Raw genomic sequence first — 24,647 nt, forward strand, 5'->3', positions numbered from 1 at the left:
TACCATTAGTGGAATTAAACGCCTATGACTAGCGCGATCGATAATAACAGTCTGCTGTCAGCAGAAGCCTGGAAACTGTTGGAAAAGTCGATAATTTATTACCAGGGAAAACCCATTGGGACTATAGCCGCCCACGATATGGAGTCAGATGCACTCAATTATGACCAATGCTTTCTCCGGGATTTTGTTCCTTCTGCCTTAGTGTTTCTCATGCACGGCAAACCAGAGATTGTCCGCAACTTCTTAGTAGAAACACTGAAATTACAAAGTCATGAAAAGCAGATCGACTGCTTTGAACCAGGAGCGGGATTAATGCCTGCAAGTTTTAAGGTACATTCTAATGGGAATGAGGAATTTTTGGTCGCTGATTTTGGTGAGCAGGCGATCGCTCGCGTTCCCCCAATTGATTCCTGTATGTGGTGGATTCTCCTGCTACGAGCTTATGAAAAAGCTACAGGCGATTTGTCCCTAGCGCGTCAGGCAGATTTTCAAGCAGGAATCAAACTAATTTTGGATCTTTGCCTGGTACATCGGTTTTCCATGTACCCAACAATGTTAGTTCCCGATGGCGCGTTTATGATTGACCGTCGCATGGGAGTCTACGAACATCCTCTAGAAATTCAGGTGTTATTCTATGCGTCCTTGAGGGCAGCTAGTGAATTGCTTTTACCAGATGGAGATGGCGATAGCTACCTCGGTAAAGTCAATAGGCGATTAGGATCTTTGAAATATCATATCCGCAACTATTATTGGCTAGACCTGAAGCGATTGGGGGAAATCTATCGTTACAAAGGTAACGAATTTGGTAAAGAAATTGTTAATAAATTCAACATCCACTCAGAATCAATCCCCAGTTGGTTAACCGACTGGTTGCCCGAAACTGGAGGATATTTAGCAGGAAATCTGGGGCCGGGACGGATAGATTTTCGCTTTTTTGCTCTGGGAAATCTGATGTCAATCTTAGCTTCCTTAGCCAGCGACACAGAATCTCAAAGCATCATGAATTTATTTGCCCAGCGTTGGCAAGACTTGATCGGCTATATGCCTGTTAAAATCTGCTTTCCAGCCTTGGAAGGTTTAGAGTGGAGAATTGTTACAGGCTGTGACTCTAAGAACAGCGCTTGGTCTTATCATAACGGTGGTAACTGGCCAGTTTTACTGTGGTTATTTGCTGCTGCGGCACAGAAAACAGGTCGAACAGAACTTGCCCAAGCTGCGATCGCTATTGCCGAAAGGCGTTTATTTAAGGATAAATTCCCGGAATACTACGATGGCAACAATGGTCGTTTAATTGGCAAAGAAGCCAGAATTTATCAAACTTGGAGCATTGCCGGATTGCTTGCTGCTAAACAGTTCGTGGAAAATCCAGAGTACTTGGAATTAATCAGCTTTGCAGAGGGTCTTGAAGGCCCAGGCTGTAGCCTATAGGTACTGAATTGCCCCGCAAGGCTCTAAAGAGAAGATGATTTAGCGGTGTAATTATACAGGGTGTCTTTGCCAACTAGTACAGCTTGGCGTAAGTCCAGCTACCATCTCAATTAACAAGACTTGGGGCAGACAAGTTGTTCAGAGCAACTGGTTAAAGGTAGGCAAACTTACGCCTGTACTAGCTACACTGACACAACATCATAAGGGGAAAAACTCTTAGTAAGTAGAAGTTAATAAATACCTAAGTTATCCTATATAAAATCCTGATCAACAGATCGCGGCTCGCACAGCCTCTTCTCTACCAGAAGCTGTGCCAACGAGTTACCGGGCGTCTAAATTCCCTTCTCAAACACCCGATAACTGATACACTATATAGTAAGAGGTATCTGAAGTGTCATACTTAGTAATATCATCAGATAGTCTTTGCATCCTTAACACGTTTTAACGTGTATAAAACATGAAAACTGCTTCAGATTTAATTCCAGAATTTGAAAAACTATTCAGACAAAAATTACAACTAAATAATTGTAAACTCAGAAAGAAAAGACAAGAGAATAATTATGAAATTATTACTCCAGCGAAAGACATATTTTTGATGTATTGGTCTGAATTCCCAGAAATTAACTTAATATATCAGGCTGTAGGGGTACGCACTCAGCAGACTGGAGTTTATGAGCGAGCTATCCGCTCCCACATTAGTTTTTGTCTGAGTAGTATTAAGGAAAATCCTCACTCGGAATCACCATTACTAGTGAACTAACTAATACTCAGATAACACAGACAATACTTACCCAAACAGTGCTGAGTGCCCAGGAAGAAGTGGTGAGTAAAAAAGTAAAACTAGACCAACCAGGCATCAACTTGGTTTAGAGCAAGTGCCTTGAGGGATGGAAAAGAAATCCCTATTTATTTCGAGCCTTAAGTGCGATAACTCAGTACTGATTCACCGTTCGCCCTTGGCGTCTCATGCCACTTGCTACAATGGGGGGAACCTCAGCAACGCAGTGGCTTCCCTTTCCCAAAGGGAGACGCTAGCGCCTGCCGTAGGATGCCCGAAGGGCTGTAGGGAGAAGTTCAGATAGCCCCCAAACCTTATCTCCGACTTCTCACTGAGTGAAAAGATTAATTAAGTATTACTTATTACTCAGTACGGGCTAAACCATAGCTATCCGCTAACAGCACTCCTGAATAAACTCTCGCCAGTTTTTGTCATATAACTGACGAGAGTGGATCACCGAAAATCTGTTGCTCAAGAGATAAAAATGGAATCGGAAAAAAATCAAGATCAAGATCAGCTAGATTATAAAATCTTGTTAGCCAATGCAAAGCAAGCTTTAAAAGTTGAATATCATAAATCAGCTGCTTTAGCATCCCAACTGCAAGCCATAAAAACTCAGTTGGAGCAAGTTCAGGCTGAAAACAAAACTCTGAGGGAGAGTGCTTATGAAGATGTAATTAAGCACTTTGAGGCGCGTACTCAAGCAGCAAAAGCACTAGCACTAAAAACAGAAGTGCGTCAAAAGTTCCTTGAAGCCAATGGTTACAAGGATGATCAGAGCTTCGATACTCTATAGACATCTCCGAAAATAATCAAAGCCTTTGTATAGCTAGGCTTTAGGACGTAAATGCCATCATCAAGAATTAGCTAGAATGTACACAAAATAAGGCTTTGAGATATTTGTTGTTGATAATTAGGCAAAAATATATAGTTATATGCGTTAATTTTAAAGAGATGAGATAGCGGATGTTTCTGCTGCTAATATTAGCGCTCCAATTCGGAACCTTACTAATCCACAAATTGTCAAGATTACTTGTTCATATTTGGGGGCATATAACCTAATCTATCTGGAACGACTCGAAATATTTTCAACGAACAGATTCTGTGTTCAACAAATATTCGTTTAGATGAAAACTCTTTATTTTCCTCTTTTTGCTCAACTGTTAAATCTTTATTTTTTGGTTTTTTAATGGGGGTATCAATTAAATTTCCGCATTTTGGATTAATTGTTGTAACTGTTCATACTCCAAACCAATTAACCGCTTTGTTTCTTGAGGATTCTCTTTAATATAATTCAGTATGTTGCTCATTTTTCTGTGTCAAAAAAGGTCTTTGATGTTCTTTTAACACAAAATGTTACTATTTTGGAGATGTCTAATGAAATTGCTAGTATTTCAGTAAATAAACTTTTTGATAATCCATCTGTCGCAATCGTTTTTTACAGCATAATTCAAGTATTTGAACCACATCTGTCGTAAGGGCACAGCATTGCTGTGCCCCTACCGCGTGGTCTGTTTACCTGAAAATAGCTGTAAATTGGTATTATTCCCAAAATAATACCAATAACCGCACCTTTACAGACGGACACCACTACCGTTAGAAAGATTAAAACCTCTTAACCTTTCGTTACATTAGAGACATCGAGAAGGACGAAAGCAAACCTCTCGAAGTTGAAATCAAAGGTGAACGACATGAATGGCACAATTCGCGTTGGTAATCTCTTCGGAATTCCCTTCTATATCCATCCGTCATGGTTTTTAGTTTTAGGTTTAGTAACTTGGAGCTATAGCAGTGGACTGGCGGCACAATTCCCCCAATTATCTGCGGGATTAGCTTTGCTACTAGGATTGATGAGTGCGTTGATGTTATTTGCCTCTGTCGTCGCCCATGAATTAGGCCACAGTTTTGTTGCGATGGGTCAAGGTATTGATGTTAAATCCATCACACTGTTTATATTCGGCGGTTTGGCTAGCTTAGAAAAAGAGTCGAAAACCCCAGGTGAGGCTTTCTGGGTAGCGATCGCTGGGCCAATGGTAAGCTTACTACTATGTGGTATCGTTACAGCTATTGGCGTTACAACTACTGCATCAGGCCCGTTAGCGGCAATTCTTGGTGTCCTAGCTTCTGTTAACTTGGCATTAGCCCTGTTTAACCTGATTCCTGGCTTGCCCTTAGATGGCGGAAATATACTGAAAGCCATTGTTTGGAAAATTACAGGCAATCCTTATAAAGGCGTTACCTTTGCTAGTCGAGTTGGGCAAATCTTTGGTTGGGTAGCAATTCTTTCTGGTATAGTTCCCCTACTATTATTTGGCAGCTTCGGTAACTTCTGGAACTTGTTAGTTGGCTTCTTCTTGTTGCAAAATGCTGGGAATGCGGCTCAATTTGCCAGAGTGCAAGAGAAACTCACAGGTTTGACTGCCGAAGATGCTGTAACTCAAGATAGCCCGATTGTATCTGCGAATCTTACTCTGAGAGAGTTTGCCGATGAGCGAGTCATAAGCGGGCAAAACTGGCATCGGTTCCTGGTGACTGATGATGATGGACAATTAGTAGGTGCGATCGCAGTTGATAATTTACGAAGCGTTCCAACAGCACTGTGGCCAGAAACTCAAGTCAGAGAAGTCATGCGACCAATTACTGAATCAACCACAGTCCAATCAGATCAGCCTCTGCTGGAAGTCATGCAGTTACTCGAACAACAAAAACTATCTGTACTTCCCGTAATTCGTGAGAATGGCGTTCTAGTTGGAATCTTAGAAAAAACTGCAATTATCCAACTACTGCAAAGCCGAACTCAACCGAACCCTGCATAGTTTATTGACATTCTCCCACCACAGTGTAGCTTGGTGGGAGATTCTTGTTCCACACTAAACAAGAGTAACTAGACGTAAAAGCCAATAGCTTAAAGGATTTTAAACAAGATTACCCCGTTAATAAACGATGGTGCGATCTCTAAAGTTCGATAATTTAAATAAATCAAGTATCATATTCTTATATTGTTAGTCAACGCCTGATCTCTCAGTCACACTAGACATAGAGGATGATATATGAATTCGACAAATCCTCCTGAAAACGTGATTAATTGTTTGCAGACTATTTTGGATGCCACTGCTGCGGGAAATTACTAACTTTTTCTTACGGTAGGTGATTTAGAGTACAGAAGAGATATTACCAAAGAAATATTTGACCAAGTTAGCTCCCCGCTAATTCCACGCATGTCTGAGGGTTATACAACTACTTATTTCGGTCATCTCAAACAAGGAGAAACTCAGACCTATTTGTGGAAGCTGAGTTTTGCTGATGATGGACATGAATTTATAGTACGTGTGGGGATGAAGGGAGACAAAGTTAATCTGATATGGATTACTTAAAATATACCAAATCTGCTGTGATAGCACGTTGCCAAGTTAATTCTTTTGTAGTTTCATCCCAATGCCAGCGTAATAAGTTAGCGGATTGACTCTTAATAATTCCTGGTAAACCAATTGCTTTTCTAGGTGCATTAGTAGCTAAAGCGATCGCACTTTCTACATCACAAATTCCCCACTTCACCAAATTCTGCACTCCCACCAACAAGGGTAAAGTAGTCCCCGACAAAGTGCCATCAGCCAGTCGTGCCGTACCGTTTTTGACTTCAATTTCCCGACTATCCCAAGGATACACGCCATCGGGTAGCCCCAAAGGTGCAAGAGCATCGCTAACAAGAAACAGCCCTTTTTCTTGATAGCTAGCGCGAAGTAAAATTTGCAGCATTGTGGGCGAAACGTGTTTACCATCAGTAATAAAACCACACATCACATCAGGATTAGTAATTCCTGCCCCTAATAATCCTGGTTCGCGGTGATGTAATGCTGGCATGGCGTTGAAAGCATGAGTTACCATCGTTGCACCCTCCTCAAAAGCACGTTGCGCTTGGGCGGATGTTGCTTGAGAATGCCCTAAACTGACAATAATCCCCAGAGAACGCAAATATGGAATTACTTCACCATTGAAATCTAACTCCGGTGCTAAGGTGATAACTTTCACAACATGAGCATAATTACCCAAAACTCGCCTTACCTCGTCAATTGTTAAGGGTAACAAGTACTCTGCTGGGTGTGCGCCGCGCTTTTGAAAATTCAAAAATGGGCCTTCTAGATGTACTCCCAGAATCTTGGCACCTGCTTGTTGACTGGGGATAACCTCAGCAATAATAGCAAGCGATCGCTGAATCTTTTCTACTGAAGTTGTCACAAGTGTCGGTAAAAATCCATCTACCCCGAAATCCCACAAAAATTGTGATATCTTCACCAGCAAGTGAGCATTTTCAGCCGTCAAATCAGGAAATGCCAATCCCAAAGCACCGTTAATTTGTAAATCAACGCCACCCAATGAAATCCAGTCGCCATCAACATTTATTACGGATGCACGGCTGTGTACCCCTACTGTACCCATTGGCAAGATTTGCTCAATTATGCCTTCTTGGGCAACCAAGAGCATCTGCAAATCTTTGTAACCTGGTACTCTAGCATTGATAATATTTACAGGATTTTGTGTTGCTTGGGTCATCACACTGGCGAGAAGATAGCTAAATCTGATTTTAGATGCAACCAAGACCAATGAATCAATATAAAGCAACGCCAATAGATGAGATGATGATCGGCATTACACAGCTTTCATATCTTGCTCAAACAATTTTGAATTTTGAATTTTGAATTATTATGACTCCCCTAGTTGGTATTATTATGGGCAGCGATTCTGATTTGCCCACCATGAAAGATGCGATCGCAGTTTGTGAAGAATTTGGCGTTGAGAGCGAAGTGGCGATCGTTTCTGCTCATCGTACTCCAGAACGCATGGTGCAATATGCTCAACTTGCACACCAACGTGGTATTAAGGTGATTATTGCTGGTGCGGGTGGTGCTGCCCATCTGCCTGGAATGGTAGCCTCTTTAACTCCACTTCCTGTCATCGGTGTTCCTGTACCTACTCGTAACTTACAAGGTGTTGATTCTTTGTATTCTATTTTACAAATGCCTGCGGGTATTCCTGTAGCAACAGTGGCGATCGGTAATTCCAAAAATGCTGGGCTTTTAGCAGTACAAATCCTCGCAACTCAGCAACCAGAATTGCTAGAAAGAGTGCAACAATATCGCCAAACCCTATCTGAATCAGTAATTGCAAAGCAAGCAAAACTAGAAAAACTAGGCTATGAGCAATATTTACAGCAGATGTTTTAAATAAATTTAAACACCAGAGTAGGAGAGCAGCAAGTCTTTCCCCAATGCCCAATACCCAATGCCCCATAACAAATGCCCCATAACAAATGACTAACCAAACTATTCGCATTGTTGCCCGTGTTATTGCTTTGCCTAACAAAGTAGAAGAATTAAAAGCTGTACTGTTGGAACTCATAGAGCCAACTCGTCAGGAAGCAGGTGCGATCAAGTATGAATTTTTGCAAAACCAGTACGATCCAACAGACTTTACTTTTGTAGAGCAGTGGACTTCTGATGAAGCCCTGAATACTCATCTAGATTCACCCCATTTCCAAGCAGTAGCAGCCAAACTTGAAGGTTTAGTAACTGCTACACCAGATATCCGCCGTTACCATCTTTTGGCATAATCACATATTGCTAAATAGAGTTTGCTGAAAAAGTAATAAAAAAAGTAAGAGAAGGGTTGACTAGTTATTCAAACAAGGTCAAAAATAAGCTTTTGTTGTCTACAAATCGTAAAATGATAACTTTCAGTTATGTCAGACTGTAAAAAAGTTCTATTTTTGAAAAATAGACATAAAAAAGCACAAAACAACCGTGACAGGTGAGTAGAGAGATTCATCACTAAAAAAGTAATAGCAATTGTAGTTTGAGAAGTATGAGGCAGTTTCGCCATCACTCGATTGAGGCTAAATCTTCTTTTAGCTTGTCCGAATTTTCCCTCAATACAATTATGAATTCTCTCGGAATCCAAATGTGATGAAGCTAAAGATATTTCAAAAGCTTTAACCGCATTTAAACTAATTGCTAAAAATATTGTATCTAGCCCTTTAATAAATAATTTATCCATCACTCTTCCCAATTTATCGTCATTGAGATATTCCGGCTTGACTCCTACTCCAATCAAATGCTCACAAGCTATCTCTTCAAAAAATTTGGGAAACATATATAAAAGTTGAGAAACAAATCCCAACCCATTTAAAATCATCGCTTTTACTACCTGCCCAGCACTCACTTACTCGGAGAGTTCTGACCCTAATAAACTATTAATTATTTATACCAGACTAATTGCATCTACCATCCCTGCCACTATCCCCAAGTGGTCTATCTTTTGAATATCTTTGATCCTCACCATAAACACCCTCCTTGAAAATCATATTTGGGAAAATTTTAAACTTAATTTCAGTTAATTTTGTCTTCTTATTCAATACCCACCTATGCCATCATCTCAAATTACAAACATACGTTGAGAGAGGCTCTACCAGAGCCTCTCTCAACACTTTCCCGGAATGATTATCATTTTTACTGAGTTTTTTTGGCTGATCTATTCACACCCAAGTTAATGCGATAAATTCTTATTTACCTTTGTTCAGTCTGACGAGGAGTAGTTTTTTTGTACTAAAAAGATCCCTTGCCTTGGTATGTGACAGTTGTGGGTGCGGAATCAAGGATTGAACCAAAGGCATAATCTTGACCAAAAATCAACTATTTATTCACATCCAGCAACCGCGAAGTTTCTAACCGACTCATCCACTTCTCTAAATAAACTCGATTACCTTTTTCCTCATTTGGATCTTTAGTATCCAAAGGATAAGGCATCAGTCCCAAAATCGTTGCTGTTGTCACGCAAAACATCGATTTTTGGAAGCTGATGCAAATTTGTACCCGCAAATCATCTTCACCCCGAAGACTGCGACGATAAATTTCGTGCAAATACTCTGGAAGATAATGACGCATATCCTGCATTAACAAGGTGGGAGGAATACCCGCGCCGCCAATGGGCAAAGGATCTGCATACAATGCGCCATATTGAAATCGGGTTTGATCTGGGGGAATTTGATATCCTTGGGCGTTGTATGAAACTGTACCGTGGAAAGGAGTTCCTCGGAAGAATACTGCCTCTACATAAGGTATTGCTGTATCTGCTAAGAAAGTCAAACCAACGCTTTTGGGAATGATTTCATAGACCTCACCTCGAATTTTGACGGCGTAGGTAATTGGGTTTGACGCATTTGCGACTAACGCTGTTTTAATGTGGTCTACAACTTGGGGGATGGATTTGATTTCGCCTTGGTCGTAGCGGTCTGATAAGCTGAGGAACATATCAGCCATTACTCGCCAGAATTGACCTAAACCGGTGTAGTAAGCAGAGACGCGCAAGTGTTCTGTTAAGAAATCTGGAAACAGTTGGTTAATACCTGGAATTAAGGGATTATTTTTAAATTTTGCAGCGATAACGGCTTGCGCTCTTTCTTTAAATTCTTTTGTATCTAAATACGTATCTAGTCCGCCGCCACCGTGCCACATCATGGCTTTCAGGCAATACTCGGCATATTCAAAATTAATTCGATTATGCCACCAGTGACGGAGTAATTTCTGAAAATAAACCTCTCCATTAAAGTATTTAAAAAATGGAAAAAATACTAAAAATTGATGCTCGGCAATATAGTTAAGATTTGTTGAGTAGGCATCTAAAACTACGCCATAGCTTTTCAGAATGCCAACAACTTCCAGGACATTTTCTGGATTATCGGGGAGTAATCCTTCTCCTTTTTGCAAACGTTCAATATAGTTAGCTAAGGGATTGTGAGTGGCTTTCTTTTTAATAGTTACCATTGCCGTCTCTCCAAAAAGTTTAGGGATTGGGGCATTAGGCATTGGGCATTGGGAAAACTCTTCCCTAATCCCTAATCCTCAGCCCTGATTGCCTTATCCAAGGACACCGTTGCTACTACGTTTTGAGTATTCACCATTGCTGTAATTGTTGGTTCAGTCCAGCGTACTAACCAACCAGGTTGAATGCCGAAAATGACAATCAGCACAGCTAAAATTGCAGCTGGGGCGCGATCGCTCCAATACACACGCGGTAAGTTGGTAACTGATGCAGACAGGCGACCAAAAAAGGCGCGGTTAACGAGAATTAAGAAGTAAACAGCTGTTAAACCTGTACCAATCATGCACAGCAGGGTTTGTACTGGAAAAACTGGAAAACTCCCCCGATAAACTACGAATTCGGAAATAAACCCGATCATTCCCGGTATACCAGCACTGGCCATGACTCCGACAATCATCAAGCTACCGATTACTGGCATACCCCGTTCTGGGTTTAGCAATCCTTGGATGACTTCTAAATCACGGCTTCCGGCTTTTTTATACACAACCCCCACCAGTAAAAACAGCATTGCTGAAATCAAGCCGTGGCTAATCATTTGCATCACAGCACCCAACACACTTAAAGGTGTAGCCGCCGCCGCAGCTAAAAGCACGTAACCCATGTGCCCAATGGAACTGTACGCCACCATTTTTTTCATATCGGTTTGAGCGATCGCGCAGGATGAACCATACAGCACACTTATCACTGCCCAAGTCGCTAACCAAGGAGCCACATAAGCCCAAGCTTCTGGTAACAAGTTCATACCAAATCGCAGTAAGCCGTAAGTTCCCAACTTCAACAGTACCCCAGCCAACAGCACGGAAATCGGTGTGGAAGCTTCAACGTGAGCATCTGGCAACCAAGTATGGAAGGGAACTAAGGGAATTTTAATCCCAAAACCGACCAAAATCCCCCCTAGCAGTAAAAGCTGTGTCGCTAAAGGTAAAGTCGTAGCGTTCAAGGTTGCTAGTGCAAAGTTAGAGGAACCACTCAGCCAAACCATGCCGAGAAAACTTGCTAAAATCAGGATTCCCGAAACTGCTGTATAAATGAGAAATTTTGTTGCAGCATAACCCCGTCTTGCGCCACCCCAAATGGCTATCAATAGATATAGCGGAATCAGTTCCAATTCGTAAAACAGGAAAAATAGCAGTAAATCCTGTGCCATAAAGGCTCCTGTTACCCCAACACTTAATAATAGTATTAAAGAGTAATAAAATTTCGGACGCTGTAGGGATTCATCGCTGCTGTAGATAGCAATGCAAGTCAATAGTCCATTCATAACCAGCAATGGCAAAGATAAACCATCTATCCCAAGGTTATAGTTCAAGCCTAAAACCTCTACCCAAGGGAGAGACTCGGCAAACTGTTGAGTGATTTCCCCTGGATGGAACTGAATTGCTAATACGATTGTCCACAAGAAAGCGATACTGGCAAAGAGCAAAGCCACCCCACGGGCAAATTTCCCACTGATGCCAGAGGGCGAGAAACCAATTAAAGCTGCGCCGATTAACGGCACTAAAATTAAAACACTAAGCATAGATAGAAGGGGGATAGGTGACAGGGAATGGGGGATGTGAAAGAGGCAGAGTAATAATAACTCCTGTAGAGACGCGATTAATCGCGTCTCTACTCCTAATTCCTGTACAGACGCGATTAATCGCGTTTCTTTAACTCGTTTAAAAAGGCAATTTATCTAGTAAACCCGATGACCAGCTGATGAAAAAACCCAGGACGCTGACAACTGCTAGGATGGTCAACATATAGCCCTGAGATTGACCAGAAATGCTGTACTTTAAAGTTTGTCCGCCGAGAATTGTCGCAAACCCAACCAAGTTTACGAAACCGTCAACCAAGTAGCGATCGCTCCAAGCAGAAACCTTAGATAGCAGTGCTACTGGACTCACCACCGTTACAAGATAAACTCGGTCAATATAAAAATCATAACCTAACAAGTCTTGCAGAAATCTCCACGCCAAGATTCTGGATCTTGACCAAGCTTTGTGCAGATAAACTGTACACCCTAAACCTACTCCCACCACGGTAGAAGCAAACAACGCGAACGCCACATACCAATTAATACTTTCCCAATCGGGTAGCAAGTACCATTGCTGTAGCATCAGAGGTACAAGCAGAGTCAGCACTGTGAGAATCACCATTGGCAAGGCCATCTGCCAACCAACTTCTGGGGTGCGACGGGTTTTTTGTTGCGGTTTCCCCCAAAAGACTAATCTAAATACTCTGGTCAAGTTCAATGCTGTCAAGCCATTGACCAATAATAAAACCCCAATCACCCAAGGGCTAATATTCACGAAGCCGTCAGCCCATGCTAGCATTGCCCAGAAGCTTCCCAATGGTAGCAGTGTTACCATCCCCGCTGAACCGACAACAAAGGCAGTGGTGGTGGCTGGCATCCGTGACCACAGACCGCCCATTTCTGTTAAGTCTTGGCTTTGGGTAGTCAAGATTACTGAACCAGAACTCATGAATAATAATGCTTTAGCGATCGCATGAGTTAACAGCAACATCAAGGCCACACCCCCTTGCTGCAAACCCACCGCCAAAAACACTAAGCCCATGTATGCACTGGTGGAATGAGATAGCGATCGCTTAATGTCAATTTGAGCTATGGATACTAATGTTGCGCCAATTGCTGTCACCGTGCCCATGACTACCAAGGTATTCAAGGCAACTGGCGACAGTGCTAACAATGGTTGCAGTTTATACAAAAGATAAGCACCACCAGCTACTACTAGTGAGTTTCGCATTACCGAGGCGGGGTTGGGACCTTCCATGGCCTCATCTAACCACAGGTGCAGTGGAAATTGGGCGCATTTACCAGCAGGCCCAGCAATTAACGCCAACCCCAGCAATGTTGATGTCATTGGGCTTAAATTAGCTGTTTGCGCCCACTCATATAAATCCGAAAAGTTCAAACTGCCGGCTAAGGTGGAAAGCGTCACCACAGCCATCAGCAGCAACAAGTCTCCCACCCGTTTAGTCCAAAACGCATCTCGCGCTGCTGTCACTACTAGTGGTTGAGCATACCAGAACCCCACCAGCAAGTAAGTCGAAAGCGTCAGGAGTTCCAAAAGCGCATAGCTAAGAAACAAAGAATCACTGATTGCTAGACCACTCAGCGCTGCTTCAAAAAATCCCAGCAGCGCAAAAAAACGCGCCAACGACCAGTCTTTTTCCATGTAACCCAGAGCGTAAACTTGTGCCAGTAAGCTTAGCCCCGTAATTAAAACTGTTGCCCCAATACTGATTGCTGAGAGTTCCAAGGCAATAGATAAGTCTAAATCGGCAGCTTTGAACCAGGTAACTAGTAACTTTTCTGGTTCTCTATCCCAGATATTTTTAAATACAAACAGGCTATGGGCAAAAGCTAAAACAGTCGTCAACAAGTTTATATATGCCGCAGGTCTTGGCCCTGTTCGCTGAATGATTCCTATTCCCCACGGCAAGGTCAAAATTGCGCCCAATAAGCTATAAAAAGGCACAAACAAACTTGTTGAAAATAGAAATTGATCCATTTAAATTTCCCTTTACTACTCAGCCTTAATTTTAAAAAAAGCTTTCAAACAGTTATGATTTATTTAATAAAATTAATTTTCCAAAACACCGATGTTTTTTTTGCTATTGTTTCAACTAAATTGCCGGAAGTACTTTTACTTAACTTTACCCTATTAAATATAAGTAAAATATAACTTTACATAAGCAAAAGCATTTACTTGTCTTAACATCACCGACCTTTTTACATTTGTATTTCTACTTTGACCAAAGTACTTTATACGATATATTTGAAAAAATTATATATTTTTCACCTAGTCCTTGTACATAGAGTAAATTTTGAGGAAAGATAGAGACAGCAAAACATACAGCCTCTGCTTGTCCCTCACCAGATGGGATTAGCCTGAGTTATGAATGTCGTTTTGTAAATGCAATAAAGAAATTATAAGGCATAAGTGGCTAGCTCTAGGAATTAGTCAACTTTAATTGCCCAGAAGACCATATAAACTTTTGTTAAGTTTTTTAAAACTTTCTTATCATAAACTATTATAGTATTTTATATTGCCAGGGATGCCAAGCTTTCCTATGCTTAATTTGGAAGTGTTTTCTTAGCTCTAAGATAAAGCTCTCCCCGTCAAAAATTTCAAACAACAGTACTGATTAGATTCATTTTGTAGGAGTTCTGCGATGCCAATTGCAGTTGGGATGATTGAAACGAAGGGCTTTCCAGCAGTAGTAGAAGCTGCTGATGCGATGGTGAAAGCCGCCCGTGTCACTTTAGTAGGCTATGAAAAAATTGGTAGCGCTCGTGTCACCGTGATCGTTAGGGGAGATGTATCGGAAGTGCAAGCTTCTGTAGCAGCTGGGGTTGAAGCGGCGAAAAGAGTTAATGGTGGTGAAGTGTTATCCACTCACATCATTGCTCGTCCTCACGAAAACCTGGAATACGTCTTGCCGATACGTTACACAGAAGCTGTGGAACAGTTCCGTACTTAAAAGCTGTTTAAACAAAGTAATTAACACTTTTACCTGATTAAGCATCACTTTTGTCCAGGGCTAAAAACTTTGAAATAGGGATTAAAACTAATGTCAATTGCAGTAGGAATGGTTGAAACGCTAGGCTTTCCAGCAGTAGTAGAAGCTGCTGATGCAATGGTGAAAGCTGCCCGTGTCACTTTAGTAGGCTATGAAAAAATCGGTAGTGGTCGGGTGACGGTGATTGTCCGGGGTGATGTTTCGGAAGTGCAAGCTTCCGTGGCCGCAGGTGTTGAATCTGTAAAGCGGGTTTTCGGCGGACAAGTGCTGTCTACTCACATCATTGCTCGTCCTCACGAGAACTTAGAATATGTTCTGCCAATTCGTTATACCGAAGACGTAGAGCAGTTCCGCGAAAATGTGAATGCAATTCGTCCTTTCGGTAGAAGACCGTAATTTGTAATGCAAGTTGCCAAAGTTCGCGGCACAGTAGTTAGCACCCAAAAAGATCCAAGTCTCAGGGGTGTCAAACTACTGTTGTTACAATTAGTGGATGAAGACGGAAACATCCTGCCACAATATGAGGTAGCAGCAGATAGTGTGGGAGCAGGAGTGGATGAGTGGGTACTTGTCAGTCGTGGCAGTGCTGCTCGTCAAGTTCTTGGAAATGAACAACGTCCATTAGATGCAGTAGTGGTGGCGATCATAGATACCATTCACGTTGAAGATCGCCTCATTTACAGCAAAAAAGAGCAATATCGATAGTCAACAGTTAAAGAAGTTATGAGTTAATAGTGAGGAGTGAGGAGTGAGGAGTTAAGAGTGAGAGTTAAGAGTTAAAACTCATAATTCATAACTTAAAGAGATAGTCAACAGTTAGAGAAGTGAGGAGTGAAAACTCATAACTCATAACTCATAACTCATAACTCATAACTCATAACTCATAACTTAATACAGGAGGAATCTCGCGATGGCAGTCCGCAACACGGCGGCACCCCCAACCCCGTGGTCGAGGAATTTAGCTGAAGCCCAAATCCATGAAACTGCCTTTGTACATCCGTTCTCCAATGTGATTGGGGATGTACGAATAGGTGCAAATGTAATCGTTGCTCCGGGAACTACGATTAGAGCAGATGAAGGCACACCTTTTTATATTGGTGAAAACACTAATATTCAAGATGGTGTTGTGATTCATGGGTTAGAGCAAGGTCGAGTAATTGGCGATGACCAAAATAAATACTCGGTGTGGGTTGGCGAAAATGCTTGCATTACCCATATGGCTCTAATTCATGGGCCAGCTTATGTCGGGGATAATTCCTTCATTGGCTTTCGCTCTACGGTGTTTAATGCCAGGGTGGGTGCAGGTTGCATCGTGATGCTGCACGCTTTAATTCAAGACGTAGAAATTCCCCCAGGTAAATATGTACCTTCGGGAGCGATAATTACTAGCCAGCAGCAAGCTGACCGCTTGCCAGATGTGCAAGATCAGGATAAGGAATTTGCTCATCATGTGGTTGGGATTAATCAAGCATTGCGAGCTGGTTATCTCTGTGCTGCGGATAGCAAATGTATAGCACCCATTCGGGATGAGAACGCTAAATCTTATACAGGTAATGGTATTACTGTCTTAGAGTTGGAAAGGAGTAGTGAAGTGTCGAGCAATAGCTTGGGTGCAGAAACAATAGAGCAGTTGCGCTATCTATTGGAGCAAGGGTATAAGATTGGTACGGAACATGTAGACCAAAGACGGTTCCGCACGGGTTCTTGGACTAGTTGCCAACCAATTGAACCGAGATCTCTCGGTGAAGCGATCGCAGCATTAGAAAGCTGTGTAAGTGAGCATAGCGGTGAGTATATCCGACTGTTTGGCATTGACAAAGGTAGACGGCGGGTGCTAGAAACCATCATCCAACGCCCGGATGGTGATGCTAAACCAGCTACCAGCTTTAAAGCTCCTGCTAGTCGTGGCAATAGCAGTTACAGCAGCAGTAATGGTAATGGTAACGCCTCTAGCAGTGGCAAAGTCAATGGCGAAACTCTAGAGCAAATCCGCCAACTTTTGGCAGGTGGTTACAAAATTGGCATGGAACACGTAGATGAACGCCGCTTCCGAACTGGTTCCTGGACTAGTTGTAAGCCAATAGAAGCAACTTCCACAAATCAAGTCATCTCCGCCTTGGAAGAATGTATATCAAGCCATCAAGGCGAGTATGTGCGTTTAATCGGCATTGATCCTAAAGCCAAACGGCGGGTATTAGAGACGATTATCCAACGTCCAAATGGTCAAGTAGGCTCCTCTGGCAGTCAGAAATCATTTACTAGTAATGCACAATCGGCAACAGCTACGAGTAGTCACTTAAGTACTGAAGTAGTAGACCAACTCCGGCAATTATTGAGTAGTGGGTATAAAATTAGCATTGAGCATGTAGATGAGCGCCGCTTCCGGACTGGTTCCTGGACTAGTACTGGTCAAATTCAAGCCTCCTCAGAAAGAGAAGCGATCGTAGCTTTAGAAAATCACCTCGGCGAATATCCAGGTGAATATGTGCGCTTAATTGGTATTGATCCCAAAGCGAAGCGTCGGGTATTGGAAACGATTATCCAACGTCCAAATGGTCAAGTAGCCTCCTCTGGCAGTCAGAAATCATTTACTAGCAATGCACCCTCTGCTACAGCTACACCAACAGCTACCAGTACCCGCTTGAGTACTGAAGTAGTAGACCAACTCCGGCAATTATTAGCTGGCGGCTCTAAAATTAGCATTGAGCATGTAGATGAGCGCCGCTTCCGTACAGGTTCCTGGACTAGTACCGGTCAAATTCAAGCCTCCTCAGAAAGAGAAGCGATCGCAGCCCTAGAAAAGCAACTCGGCGAATATCCAGGTGAATATGTGCGCTTAATTGGTGTTGACCCCAAAGCGAAGCGTCGGGTATTGGAAACGATTATTCAACGACCTTAAGGAGTTAGGAGTTAGGAGAGACGCGATTAATCGCGTCTGTACAGGAGTTAGGAGTTAAAAAAGATTGTTAATTCATAACTCTAAACTTAAAATTTATAACTCCTAACTTTTAACTAACTCCTGACTCGTCACTTTTAACTTTTAACTCTCTATTTTCTGACTTCCGAGGTTAAAATTTCCATGTCTGTGCCGCTACTGCACCTCAGCAATAACTTTGATTCTTACATTAGTGGTGAGGTGAGTATTCATCCAAGTGCGGTACTTGCACCTGGGGTAATACTGCAAGCGGCTGCAAACAGCAAGATTATCATTGGGCCAGGGGTCTGTATTGGTATGGGAGCAATTCTCCAAGTCCATGAAGGAACCCTAGAGGTAGAAGCAGGTGCAAACCTGGGAGCCGGTTTTTTGATGGTTGGCAAGGGCAAAATTGGAGCAAATGCTTGCATTGGTTCGGCGACAACACTTTTTAACTATTCAGTTGAACCTGGACAAGTAGTACCATCTGGTTCGATTTTAGGAGACACCAGTCGGCAGATTTTCCAAACAAAGCAACTGGAACCATCCACAAATAACCCAGCTTCTACAAGTCCACCACCGCAGAAGGAAGAGGAAAATGGCTTAGGTGGAGTTAAAGAAAAGGTAATTTCCTCAACTAACTTTTCAGCTGCGGCTTTTGTAGATTTCAAACAAAACAAGTCGATTTCTTATTTTAAATCTCCCGCCACTCCAGAAAAACAGTCTCCTCCCGTGGAAGAACCGCCTAATGATCCTGACTCCAGTTTGGGGGAAGCCGCCCAAGAGTCTACAGAACATGACTCAGACTCCAGTCAGATAGCCACAGAATCGCCTAACGGTTTTGGGACTCAAATCTATGGGCAAGGGAGCATTAGCAGACTGTTGACTACATTGTTTCCTCATAGACAATCCTTGAGCAACCCAAACTCTGACGATTAGTCCGAGTAAGTGTTAATTGTAAGTTGTCGGCTTTTTCCGTATCTTGGGGAATTCACATGGAAACATATAATCAACGGTCTATCAATACCGTCCAGGGAGCGCATCGTCAAGAAACCTACGAGGATACTGCTTTGGGTTTAGTTTCTACCCGCAGCTTTCCAGCGATAGTTGGTACGGCGGATATGATGCTGAAATCGGCGGGAGTTCACCTAGTTGGGTATGAAAAAATTGGTAGCGGTCATTGTACTGCGATCGTCCGGGGTGGAATTGCTGACGTGCGTCTGGCAGTAGAATCAGGTGTGCAAACGGCTGAACAGTTTGGTCAGTTGATTTCTAGTTTGGTGATTCCTCGACCTTATCCCAACCTAGATATAGTGCTTCCCATCACAACCCGTTTGACTAAATTGATGGAGGAGGGCAATTACAGCCGGCTGAGTAATCAAGCAATTGGTTTGGTAGAAACGCGAGGATTTCCAGCGATGGTAGGAGCGTGTGATGCCATGCTCAAAGCTGCTGATGTTCATTTGGCAGCTTATGAAAAAATTGGTGCGGGTTTGTGTACAGCCATTATTCGCGGTTCCGTAGCAAATGTGGCGGTAGCAGTGGAAGCAGGAATGTTTGAGGCAGAACGCATTGGGGAATTGAATGCAGTGATGGTAATTCCTCGACCACTAGATGAAATGGAGCTAACTTTGCCATTAGCAAGTTGCTGGATAGAAAAACACCAACCGTTAAACTTGCCTGTGAATATTAAAGAACAAGTTGCCGAAATCGAGATACTAAGATTACCAGATTTAACCAAGCTAACTACAAAAGTTACAGAAGAATTATGGAATGATGAATGATGAATGATGAATTTTGGAAAATCCTCATCCAGCATTCATCGGGAGATGGAAGGCATCTTACGCTCTTATTGTTCTGATAATAGCTTGTTCAATCCATAAGTAAAATACCTTTATTTGAATATAAATAATAGAGTTTTGTCTATAATAGAACTCATAGCTTTCTGTGAGCATTGTTAAGTAGTTAGACAAAATTAATTATAGCAACGGACAGGAAGCTTAGGACAACAATCAATTCACAATGTACGCTTGTTGAAGGCGTCTATCGCCGAATTGTCCTAACGGCTTTGTCCACTGCTATACATGATTTTCTGCAAATTCTCTCAGAATTTTTTCAAGGGATGCAACAAAAGTTTTCCAATCTTTGTAAGCATCTATAGCCATCCATTCATACTTAATAAACCGCCACAAAATTTCAATTAAATTCAAATGAGGGGAATAAGTAGGTAATTCAAAAATAGTAATCTATAGTTAAAGCGACTTCATAGCCAGTGATGGCAATTTCCATACATATTGCTGGCTTTGTCACCCAAGGGGAATTGCTGAATTAGATCGCTAAATTCAACAATAACTGCTGCTAAATATTCCGCTTCATCTGTTTTCGCTTCCCCAAGTCTATTTTTCCCCCAACGGCGCAATATTTCTGCTAAGCTGTTATGCTTTTAATTTGCACAAACAGCGTTTCCCTTATTTTTTATCCTTCTTCCCCATTTAATAATAAGCTCTCCATCATTTAAGAGTTTATTTAAGGTAGATTTTAGTTCACATACTGATTGAAACAGTCGATGAGCTATATATTCTTTACAGGAATGCCAAACTAATTCAATCAAATTAAAATCAGGGCTATAAGCAGAGAGATATTCAAGAACAATATTCGGTAAATTATTTTCAATTTTGGCACATATATCTTTACGTTTATGGTAGCTAGCATTATCTAAAAATATAATTATTTTTGGTCCACAAAGATGAAAGTCTTCTTGACTATTTCCTAAATCCAGCCATTCTTTTAATACAAATTTGTGCAGTTGTTTGAGTTGCTCGTAAAAGGTTTCTGAATTTCCTTTTTCAATAAAGTAACATACCCGCTTTTTATCAGAAAGTCTTAAACCTCCCATAATATTTACCCGACCTCTACTACGTTTACCAGTAACTTTTTTTGTTTTTCCTTTTTTCCCCCAAGTTTTCCTTCTTAACACCCGCAAACTAAAACCACTTTCATCCCAAAACCATATCTGAAAAAGGCTTGGGTGTTCTTTTGCTATTGATAAATAACTGAGAAACTTTTCTTGAAATTCTTTTCTCTTCTCTGGCTTTTGTCTGTCCTCTAGACTATACAATGCCTGTGAGGTAAGCATACTTTTTTCGTTTTAAGATTTCCTCACTTGAGAACCACTTAATTTTACTCCTGTTTCTTTCTCTAAGTATGTTGATAATCTTTCTGCCGTCCATCTTCCAAATTCATAACCTAATTCACTTGGTTCTTTATCTACTGTTTCTAATAACTTATCTATATAAACCTGGCTAACTTTTCTATATTCTCTTTTTCTTCTTCCGTCTTCTAAGCTTTCTATCGTATCTGGATCTCTATGCACACACCAATATGCTACTGTTCGGCGAGAGCAACCAATCAATGACGCTATTTCTTCTTGCGTCCTACCATGATTCATCAATAACAGTATCAAAACTCGCTCTCTCATCTCAAAACGATCGCTCTGCTTTAAGAACTGTTGTAGACGCTGTTTTTGTTCTAAGCTCAGAAAGCCTTTAGCAGGGATAGCACCTTGTAACTAAAGTTATATTCTTCTCTATTATATGCAAATTGTAGGCGCAACAGCTTAATATGTCTGTATCTCCTCCTCACTGAGAGATTGCAAATCACTTTATTATCTAGATTCAACGCTTCCCCTAGTTGCATTGCCAAACACGGCGGGCTACGCCAACACATTTGTGATTTCGGCGATCGCATATTATAGATTTGGCGTTCGCAATTGTGATTTCGGCGATGCCTGGGTTGGGCTAGGCCAACGCATTTATCGATTTTGTGACTGCAATTGCGATTTTAGCAAGCGCAAAGTTCTGTTTTTCAATTAACATGCTATTCTCATCGCCATTGATTTAACCAACGTATTTGCTCAGGCCAGTCTTCTGCTTGAGTTCCTGATAGCAAGCGATCCAATGCTTGAATGAGGTCAGACAAATTCCAACTATTTTGTGCCGCTAGAATAATGCCTCTGTGCTGCGGATACTGAATAACCAAGGACAAGAAATCTTTGATGTTGAAGGTAAAAATACACCGTCCGTTATCTGTGGCTTTCAACAGTTGCATTTCATCGCTAGCATCTTCTGGCATCCATTCATTGGGAGTGCGAGTCACACATGACCACGAGCAACTAGAGCCGTATGCAATGCTTTAATGGAGGTGTCTGCATCTAAATGCAGCAGGAGTTTAGACACGAGCAGTTTCAATCGCTTGTTCTGTAGCGATCGCTTCATCAATCTCAGTACGATGGGCAGTGTAAAAACCCAGTGCGTCATTGATCTGAGCTTCAGTAATACCATACTGTTGGACAATTTGCTCGCAAGACCAGCCCCACTGATGAGCAGCAATCGCTAGAGTTTGCACTCGAATTCCTGTACCACTAACAACGGGAACTTTTTGGCCACTGCTTCCAATGCGATAGCTAATCAAGGGAAAGGAGGGGTCGTTCAGTTGATGGCGAAGGGAGGCAACTTTTTCTGCTACTGCCCACAAAATAAATTGATCGAGGGAAATTCCTTGGCTAGTTGCCCATTTCTCTATCTCTTGCTGTAGTTGAACAGGTAAATTGACCAAGTAGGAAGGCATTTGCTGAAGCTCAATGAATTGACTTTTTCATTACTTGCTTTATTCTAAGCGAGCGCCCCGTAGCAGTTTCAATTTATCGTTTGTGATTTAGGCGATGCCTGGGTTGGGCTACTCCAACGCATTTATCGATTTGGAGAATGCAATTGTAATTTTAGCGATGCCTGAGTTGGACTACGCCAACGCAATTATAGATTTTGCGAGCGCATTTATTGATTTGGCGTTTATATTTGTTATTTTGGCGTTCGTGTTTGTGATTTCGGTAATCGCGTTTATAGATTTTGCGATGCCTGGGTTGGGCTACGCCAACGCATTTGTTATTTCGGGGTTCGCATTTATTGATTTTGTGATTACTGTTGCTGATTGTACTTATTCTCAAACAACAAATCGATATGAAAAATGAGTAAAAATACAGGCAAAGTCGTAATTATTTCGTTGAACTTTTAATGAAATAAATCCACAAAACTACCCATCTCAGGCAAAAGGATATTCCACTATGTTGAAAAAGGAATTATTAAAAAAGGATATCTCATGTCTTTAAGAACTCGTGGTTCTGCTGCTGTTGACAAAGCCCAACTTCGTCTCGCCTTGCTTAAATCCATTGATGAAAGTCTGGATTTAGGACATGGGTTAACCATTGAAGCCTACAACCACCTAATCAACACTACCCGTACTGTACTAGAAACTCATAATACGCTAGTGTCCAATCTGGAAGAATCGCGTAAAACAATCACCCAGATGGATAAAGCCCTCTCCGAAATGTCTGAACGAATGCTAAGTGGAGTTGCAACTGTCTACGGCAGAAAGACTATAGAGTATTCCAAGGCTGGCGGCTCTAATCGAAAACGAAGTAAACAATCTAGTTCAAAAGTTACTCCACTTGTAGCGCTTCTTGCCACTGAACCTACTCAAGCTGCAATTGCCAATGGGTCAACTAACGGTAATGGCACAACTCTTTTGCTGCAATAATCCACCTGACTTGAAAATGGGAGTAGGGCTATTAAATCAGTCAACAGTAAACAGTCAGAGTGATTTAGTGAATTATTTAGTAAATCTATCTCAGTCTAATTGAGAAAATTAAGCGATCAGCTATATCTTGGTTACTGTGGCGGATGAGATTGAGATATAGCGGTTCTCAATTGCATGGAATACAGACCTAACCCCCAGCCCCTTCCCTTGTCGGGAAGGGGAGTAATATTCAAAGCCTCTCTCCTTTTAGGAGAGAGGAATGGAAGTGAGGTCAAAGTGTATTGCTTCCATTCGAGAAGCGCTATAAGCGGCAATCAACTTAGCATTGATGCTGTGAGTTGTCACCGTACAACAGAAAAGGAAAAAACCGCGAAACATTATGTTTCACGGCTTTCGGTGTGGTGTGAGGAGTTTAACTATATATGATCATAAAGTAACAGCCCAACAACAACGCACTCGTAACAATTTTGGTAACAGACTTTTTTTAACAACCTTAGAGCAAAGCACCACCACAACTAGAACCACACCCAGCAGTGCAACCATAGCAATAAGCAGCAGTTTGTATCTCACTAATCAGGTCTAAACTGCCAGCTTCTAAGAGTTTGCTAACTGTCAAGTTTTCACCATTGTGATTTTTCGCAGGCAAATTCATCATTTGGTTAAAATCACAATCATATACATTGCCTAGATAGTCAATTGAAAGTTCATCACGACACATTAAATGTTCAACTGTGCTGGGATTAAAATGCGACTCTAAAAACTGCAAATAGCTGGTGTACAGTTTTTTCCGTTCTAAATACATTTTGGTTCTACCAACAGGGAGGTTGGTAATGGTGAAGAGGTTGTTAAACACAATATTAAAATGTTCTTGCAAGAACATTTTGTAATCTCGTTCTAGGTTGGTCTGTTCGGGAGCTAAGGAAAATTTTTCACCTGTGGGTAACTGGGGATTAAATACCAAGTCCAAAGTTAAATTTGGCTCTTTAGCATAGCCTAGTTGGTTAAGCCATTGCAAAGCTTTGACTGAACTATCAAAAACACCAGCACCGCGCATTTTATCAACATTATCTGCTAAGTAGCAGGGTAGGGAAGCCACAACTCTTACTTGGTGTTTAGCAAAGTATTCTGGTAAATCAGCAAATCCATCTTCAAAATAAATGGTCAAATTAGAACGGACAATCACTTGTTTACCAGTTGCTCTTGCTGCTTCTAGCAGTGGCTTAAATCCATAATTCATTTCTGGTGCGCCACCAGTCAAATCCACAATTTTAATTTCGGGAAATTTATGGATTAGCGAAATCAATTGTTCGCAAATTTCAGGAGAAAGTTCTTCTGTACGTTTTGGACTAGCTTCGACATGACAGTGTGTACAGGCAAGGTTACAACGCTTACCTAGATTTATTTGTAAAACAGTAATTCCTTTTTTTGTCAAAGGTGAACTGAGTTTGTTTTTAAACGGTGTGACTGCTGTATCTAGTGTAATTATTGATTTAGTTTGCATTAGTTACTACTCCTTAAAGAGGGTATAAATAT

At 41.6% G+C, this 24,647-nt stretch carries 23 protein-coding genes and 6 pseudogenes; 16 read left to right on the forward strand and 13 right to left on the reverse strand.

Annotation, left to right across the window (positions count from 1 at the left end; all coding sequences use genetic code 11):
- Positions 1-24 precede the first annotated feature (24 nt).
- From V7K36_RS02490 to V7K36_RS02500, 3 genes are all read left to right on the forward strand, one after another.
- Positions 25-1,428, forward strand: a complete 1,404-nt coding sequence (locus V7K36_RS02490) for a glycoside hydrolase 100 family protein (RefSeq protein ID WP_335112902.1) — start codon at positions 25-27, stop codon at positions 1,426-1,428.
- A gap of 457 nt (positions 1,429-1,885) precedes the next feature.
- Positions 1,886-2,188 carry a hypothetical protein gene (locus tag V7K36_RS02495; RefSeq protein ID WP_334828019.1) on the forward strand — a complete coding sequence of 101 codons (303 nt, stop codon included), beginning with the start codon at positions 1,886-1,888 and terminating at the stop codon, positions 2,186-2,188.
- A gap of 502 nt (positions 2,189-2,690) precedes the next feature.
- On the forward strand, positions 2,691-3,002 hold the full coding sequence (locus V7K36_RS02500) for a hypothetical protein (protein WP_335112904.1): 312 nt from the start codon (positions 2,691-2,693) through the stop codon (positions 3,000-3,002).
- 233 nt (positions 3,003-3,235) lie between these two features.
- Here V7K36_RS02500 and V7K36_RS02505 read toward each other — a convergent pair whose 3' ends face one another.
- The gene (locus V7K36_RS02505; protein WP_335112953.1) at positions 3,236-3,433 is read right to left on the reverse strand and encodes a transposase family protein; all 198 of its coding nucleotides are present in this window, start codon (positions 3,431-3,433) and stop codon (positions 3,236-3,238) included.
- A gap of 464 nt (positions 3,434-3,897) precedes the next feature.
- Here V7K36_RS02505 and V7K36_RS02510 point away from each other — a divergent pair, with 464 nt between their 5' ends.
- Both V7K36_RS02510 and V7K36_RS02515 read left to right on the forward strand, forming a co-directional pair.
- On the forward strand, positions 3,898-5,022 hold the full coding sequence (locus tag V7K36_RS02510; protein ID WP_335112955.1) for a site-2 protease family protein: 1,125 nt from the start codon (positions 3,898-3,900) through the stop codon (positions 5,020-5,022).
- A gap of 402 nt (positions 5,023-5,424) precedes the next feature.
- Positions 5,425-5,580: a hypothetical protein gene (locus tag V7K36_RS02515; protein WP_335112906.1), complete on the forward strand. Its 156-nt coding sequence runs from the start codon at positions 5,425-5,427 to the stop codon at positions 5,578-5,580.
- Here V7K36_RS02515 and nagA read toward each other — a convergent pair.
- The gene (gene nagA, locus V7K36_RS02520; protein ID WP_335112957.1) at positions 5,573-6,757 is read right to left on the reverse strand and encodes an N-acetylglucosamine-6-phosphate deacetylase; all 1,185 of its coding nucleotides are present in this window, start codon (positions 6,755-6,757) and stop codon (positions 5,573-5,575) included. The two genes, V7K36_RS02515 and nagA, sit on opposite strands and share 8 nt — an antisense overlap.
- A gap of 152 nt (positions 6,758-6,909) precedes the next feature.
- Between nagA and purE the strand changes: the two genes are divergently transcribed.
- Positions 6,910-7,428 carry a 5-(carboxyamino)imidazole ribonucleotide mutase gene (purE, locus tag V7K36_RS02525; protein ID WP_334828015.1) on the forward strand — a complete coding sequence of 173 codons (519 nt, stop codon included), beginning with the start codon at positions 6,910-6,912 and terminating at the stop codon, positions 7,426-7,428.
- Positions 7,429-7,514: 86 nt separating this feature from the next.
- Positions 7,515-7,814: a putative quinol monooxygenase gene (locus V7K36_RS02530; RefSeq protein ID WP_335112908.1), complete on the forward strand. Its 300-nt coding sequence runs from the start codon at positions 7,515-7,517 to the stop codon at positions 7,812-7,814.
- Positions 7,815-7,882: 68 nt separating this feature from the next.
- Here the strand turns inward: V7K36_RS02530 and V7K36_RS02535 are convergent.
- The 5 genes and pseudogenes from V7K36_RS02535 to V7K36_RS02555 form a co-directional block, all read right to left on the reverse strand.
- Positions 7,883-8,158: pseudogene (locus V7K36_RS02535) on the reverse strand (transposase); the annotation flags it as partial.
- Positions 8,141-8,542: pseudogene (locus tag V7K36_RS33940) on the reverse strand (DUF4277 domain-containing protein); the annotation flags it as partial. The pseudogenes V7K36_RS33940 and V7K36_RS02535, both read right to left, overlap by 18 nt.
- A gap of 350 nt (positions 8,543-8,892) precedes the next feature.
- Entirely contained in the window at positions 8,893-10,023 is a 1,131-nt protein-coding gene (locus tag V7K36_RS02545) for a CO2 hydration protein (RefSeq protein ID WP_335112910.1), read from the reverse strand.
- A 71-nt stretch (positions 10,024-10,094) separates the two neighbouring features.
- On the reverse strand, positions 10,095-11,600 hold the full coding sequence (locus tag V7K36_RS02550) for an NADH-quinone oxidoreductase subunit M (protein ID WP_335112912.1): 1,506 nt from the start codon (positions 11,598-11,600) through the stop codon (positions 10,095-10,097).
- Between the two features lie 139 nt (positions 11,601-11,739).
- The gene (locus V7K36_RS02555) at positions 11,740-13,596 is read right to left on the reverse strand and encodes an NAD(P)H-quinone oxidoreductase subunit F (protein ID WP_335112914.1); all 1,857 of its coding nucleotides are present in this window, start codon (positions 13,594-13,596) and stop codon (positions 11,740-11,742) included.
- Between the two features lie 664 nt (positions 13,597-14,260).
- Here V7K36_RS02555 and V7K36_RS02560 point away from each other — a divergent pair.
- The 7 genes and pseudogenes from V7K36_RS02560 to V7K36_RS02585 all read left to right on the forward strand — a co-directional run bounded on the left by V7K36_RS02560 (position 14,261) and on the right by V7K36_RS02585 (position 19,306).
- Positions 14,261-14,569 carry a carbon dioxide-concentrating mechanism protein CcmK gene (locus tag V7K36_RS02560; protein WP_190891121.1) on the forward strand — a complete coding sequence of 103 codons (309 nt, stop codon included), beginning with the start codon at positions 14,261-14,263 and terminating at the stop codon, positions 14,567-14,569.
- A 90-nt stretch (positions 14,570-14,659) separates the two neighbouring features.
- Positions 14,660-15,004 carry a carbon dioxide-concentrating mechanism protein CcmK gene (locus tag V7K36_RS02565; protein ID WP_196515968.1) on the forward strand — a complete coding sequence of 115 codons (345 nt, stop codon included), beginning with the start codon at positions 14,660-14,662 and terminating at the stop codon, positions 15,002-15,004.
- Between the two features lie 6 nt (positions 15,005-15,010).
- Positions 15,011-15,313, forward strand: a complete 303-nt coding sequence (locus V7K36_RS02570) for a EutN/CcmL family microcompartment protein (RefSeq protein ID WP_334832380.1) — start codon at positions 15,011-15,013, stop codon at positions 15,311-15,313.
- A gap of 205 nt (positions 15,314-15,518) precedes the next feature.
- Positions 15,519-17,159 (forward strand): annotated as a pseudogene (locus V7K36_RS02575) (ribulose bisphosphate carboxylase small subunit); the annotation flags it as partial.
- Positions 17,160-17,261: 102 nt separating this feature from the next.
- Positions 17,262-17,507, forward strand: a pseudogene (locus V7K36_RS33945) (ribulose bisphosphate carboxylase small subunit); the annotation flags it as partial.
- 180 nt (positions 17,508-17,687) lie between these two features.
- On the forward strand, positions 17,688-18,461 hold the full coding sequence (locus V7K36_RS02580; protein ID WP_335112917.1) for a transferase: 774 nt from the start codon (positions 17,688-17,690) through the stop codon (positions 18,459-18,461).
- Positions 18,462-18,517: 56 nt separating this feature from the next.
- Positions 18,518-19,306 carry a BMC domain-containing protein gene (locus V7K36_RS02585; RefSeq protein WP_334832384.1) on the forward strand — a complete coding sequence of 263 codons (789 nt, stop codon included), beginning with the start codon at positions 18,518-18,520 and terminating at the stop codon, positions 19,304-19,306.
- 294 nt (positions 19,307-19,600) lie between these two features.
- On the opposite strand, the pseudogene V7K36_RS02590 reads toward V7K36_RS02585, so the two are convergent.
- The 5 genes and pseudogenes from V7K36_RS02590 to V7K36_RS02610 form a co-directional block, all read right to left on the reverse strand.
- Positions 19,601-19,768, reverse strand: a pseudogene (locus V7K36_RS02590) (transposase); the annotation flags it as partial.
- 17 nt (positions 19,769-19,785) lie between these two features.
- Entirely contained in the window at positions 19,786-19,941 is a 156-nt protein-coding gene (locus V7K36_RS02595; RefSeq protein ID WP_335112919.1) for a hypothetical protein, read from the reverse strand.
- 24 nt (positions 19,942-19,965) lie between these two features.
- Positions 19,966-21,078: pseudogene (locus V7K36_RS02600) on the reverse strand (IS630 family transposase).
- Positions 21,079-21,404: 326 nt separating this feature from the next.
- On the reverse strand, positions 21,405-21,677 hold the full coding sequence (locus tag V7K36_RS02605; protein WP_335112921.1) for a DUF5615 family PIN-like protein: 273 nt from the start codon (positions 21,675-21,677) through the stop codon (positions 21,405-21,407).
- Positions 21,678-21,749: 72 nt separating this feature from the next.
- Positions 21,750-22,148 (reverse strand): DUF433 domain-containing protein, encoded by a 399-nt coding sequence (locus V7K36_RS02610; RefSeq protein WP_335112923.1) that lies wholly within the window; start codon positions 22,146-22,148, stop codon positions 21,750-21,752.
- 130 nt (positions 22,149-22,278) lie between these two features.
- Between V7K36_RS02610 and V7K36_RS02615 the strand changes: the two genes are divergently transcribed.
- Together V7K36_RS02615 and V7K36_RS02620 are read left to right on the forward strand one after the other, a co-directional pair.
- A complete protein-coding gene (locus V7K36_RS02615) occupies positions 22,279-22,548 on the forward strand; it encodes a hypothetical protein (RefSeq protein ID WP_335112925.1) in 270 nt (89 codons plus the stop codon).
- Between the two features lie 128 nt (positions 22,549-22,676).
- Positions 22,677-23,114, forward strand: a complete 438-nt coding sequence (locus V7K36_RS02620; RefSeq protein ID WP_335112927.1) for a hypothetical protein — start codon at positions 22,677-22,679, stop codon at positions 23,112-23,114.
- A gap of 493 nt (positions 23,115-23,607) precedes the next feature.
- Here V7K36_RS02620 and arsS read toward each other — a convergent pair whose 3' ends face one another.
- Positions 23,608-24,615, reverse strand: coding sequence for an arsenosugar biosynthesis radical SAM (seleno)protein ArsS (gene arsS, locus V7K36_RS02625; protein ID WP_335112929.1), 1,008 nt, complete (start codon positions 24,613-24,615; stop codon positions 23,608-23,610).
- Between the last annotated feature and the right edge of the window lie 32 nt (positions 24,616-24,647).

Source organism: Nostoc sp. (genome assembly GCF_036919555.1).
GTDB lineage: Bacteria > Cyanobacteriota > Cyanobacteriia > Cyanobacteriales > Nostocaceae > Nostoc.

Coding starts and splice junctions, on each gene's coding strand:
- V7K36_RS02490 (WP_335112902.1), top strand. CDS start 25: ATGACTAGCGCGATCGATAATAACAGTCTGCTGTCAGCAGAAGCCTGG.
- V7K36_RS02495 (WP_334828019.1), top strand. CDS start 1,886: ATGAAAACTGCTTCAGATTTAATTCCAGAATTTGAAAAACTATTCAGA.
- V7K36_RS02500 (WP_335112904.1), top strand. CDS start 2,691: ATGGAATCGGAAAAAAATCAAGATCAAGATCAGCTAGATTATAAAATC.
- V7K36_RS02510 (WP_335112955.1), top strand. CDS start 3,898: ATGAATGGCACAATTCGCGTTGGTAATCTCTTCGGAATTCCCTTCTAT.
- V7K36_RS02515 (WP_335112906.1), top strand. CDS start 5,425: ATGTCTGAGGGTTATACAACTACTTATTTCGGTCATCTCAAACAAGGA.
- nagA (WP_335112957.1), bottom strand. CDS start 6,757: ATGACCCAAGCAACACAAAATCCTGTAAATATTATCAATGCTAGAGTA.
- purE (WP_334828015.1), top strand. CDS start 6,910: ATGACTCCCCTAGTTGGTATTATTATGGGCAGCGATTCTGATTTGCCC.
- V7K36_RS02530 (WP_335112908.1), top strand. CDS start 7,515: ATGACTAACCAAACTATTCGCATTGTTGCCCGTGTTATTGCTTTGCCT.
- V7K36_RS02545 (WP_335112910.1), bottom strand. CDS start 10,023: ATGGTAACTATTAAAAAGAAAGCCACTCACAATCCCTTAGCTAACTAT.
- V7K36_RS02550 (WP_335112912.1), bottom strand. CDS start 11,600: ATGCTTAGTGTTTTAATTTTAGTGCCGTTAATCGGCGCAGCTTTAATT.
- V7K36_RS02555 (WP_335112914.1), bottom strand. CDS start 13,596: ATGGATCAATTTCTATTTTCAACAAGTTTGTTTGTGCCTTTTTATAGC.
- V7K36_RS02560 (WP_190891121.1), top strand. CDS start 14,261: ATGCCAATTGCAGTTGGGATGATTGAAACGAAGGGCTTTCCAGCAGTA.
- V7K36_RS02565 (WP_196515968.1), top strand. CDS start 14,660: ATGTCAATTGCAGTAGGAATGGTTGAAACGCTAGGCTTTCCAGCAGTA.
- V7K36_RS02570 (WP_334832380.1), top strand. CDS start 15,011: ATGCAAGTTGCCAAAGTTCGCGGCACAGTAGTTAGCACCCAAAAAGAT.
- V7K36_RS02580 (WP_335112917.1), top strand. CDS start 17,688: ATGTCTGTGCCGCTACTGCACCTCAGCAATAACTTTGATTCTTACATT.
- V7K36_RS02585 (WP_334832384.1), top strand. CDS start 18,518: ATGGAAACATATAATCAACGGTCTATCAATACCGTCCAGGGAGCGCAT.
- V7K36_RS02610 (WP_335112923.1), bottom strand. CDS start 22,148: ATGCCTTCCTACTTGGTCAATTTACCTGTTCAACTACAGCAAGAGATA.
- V7K36_RS02620 (WP_335112927.1), top strand. CDS start 22,677: ATGTCTTTAAGAACTCGTGGTTCTGCTGCTGTTGACAAAGCCCAACTT.
- arsS (WP_335112929.1), bottom strand. CDS start 24,615: ATGCAAACTAAATCAATAATTACACTAGATACAGCAGTCACACCGTTT.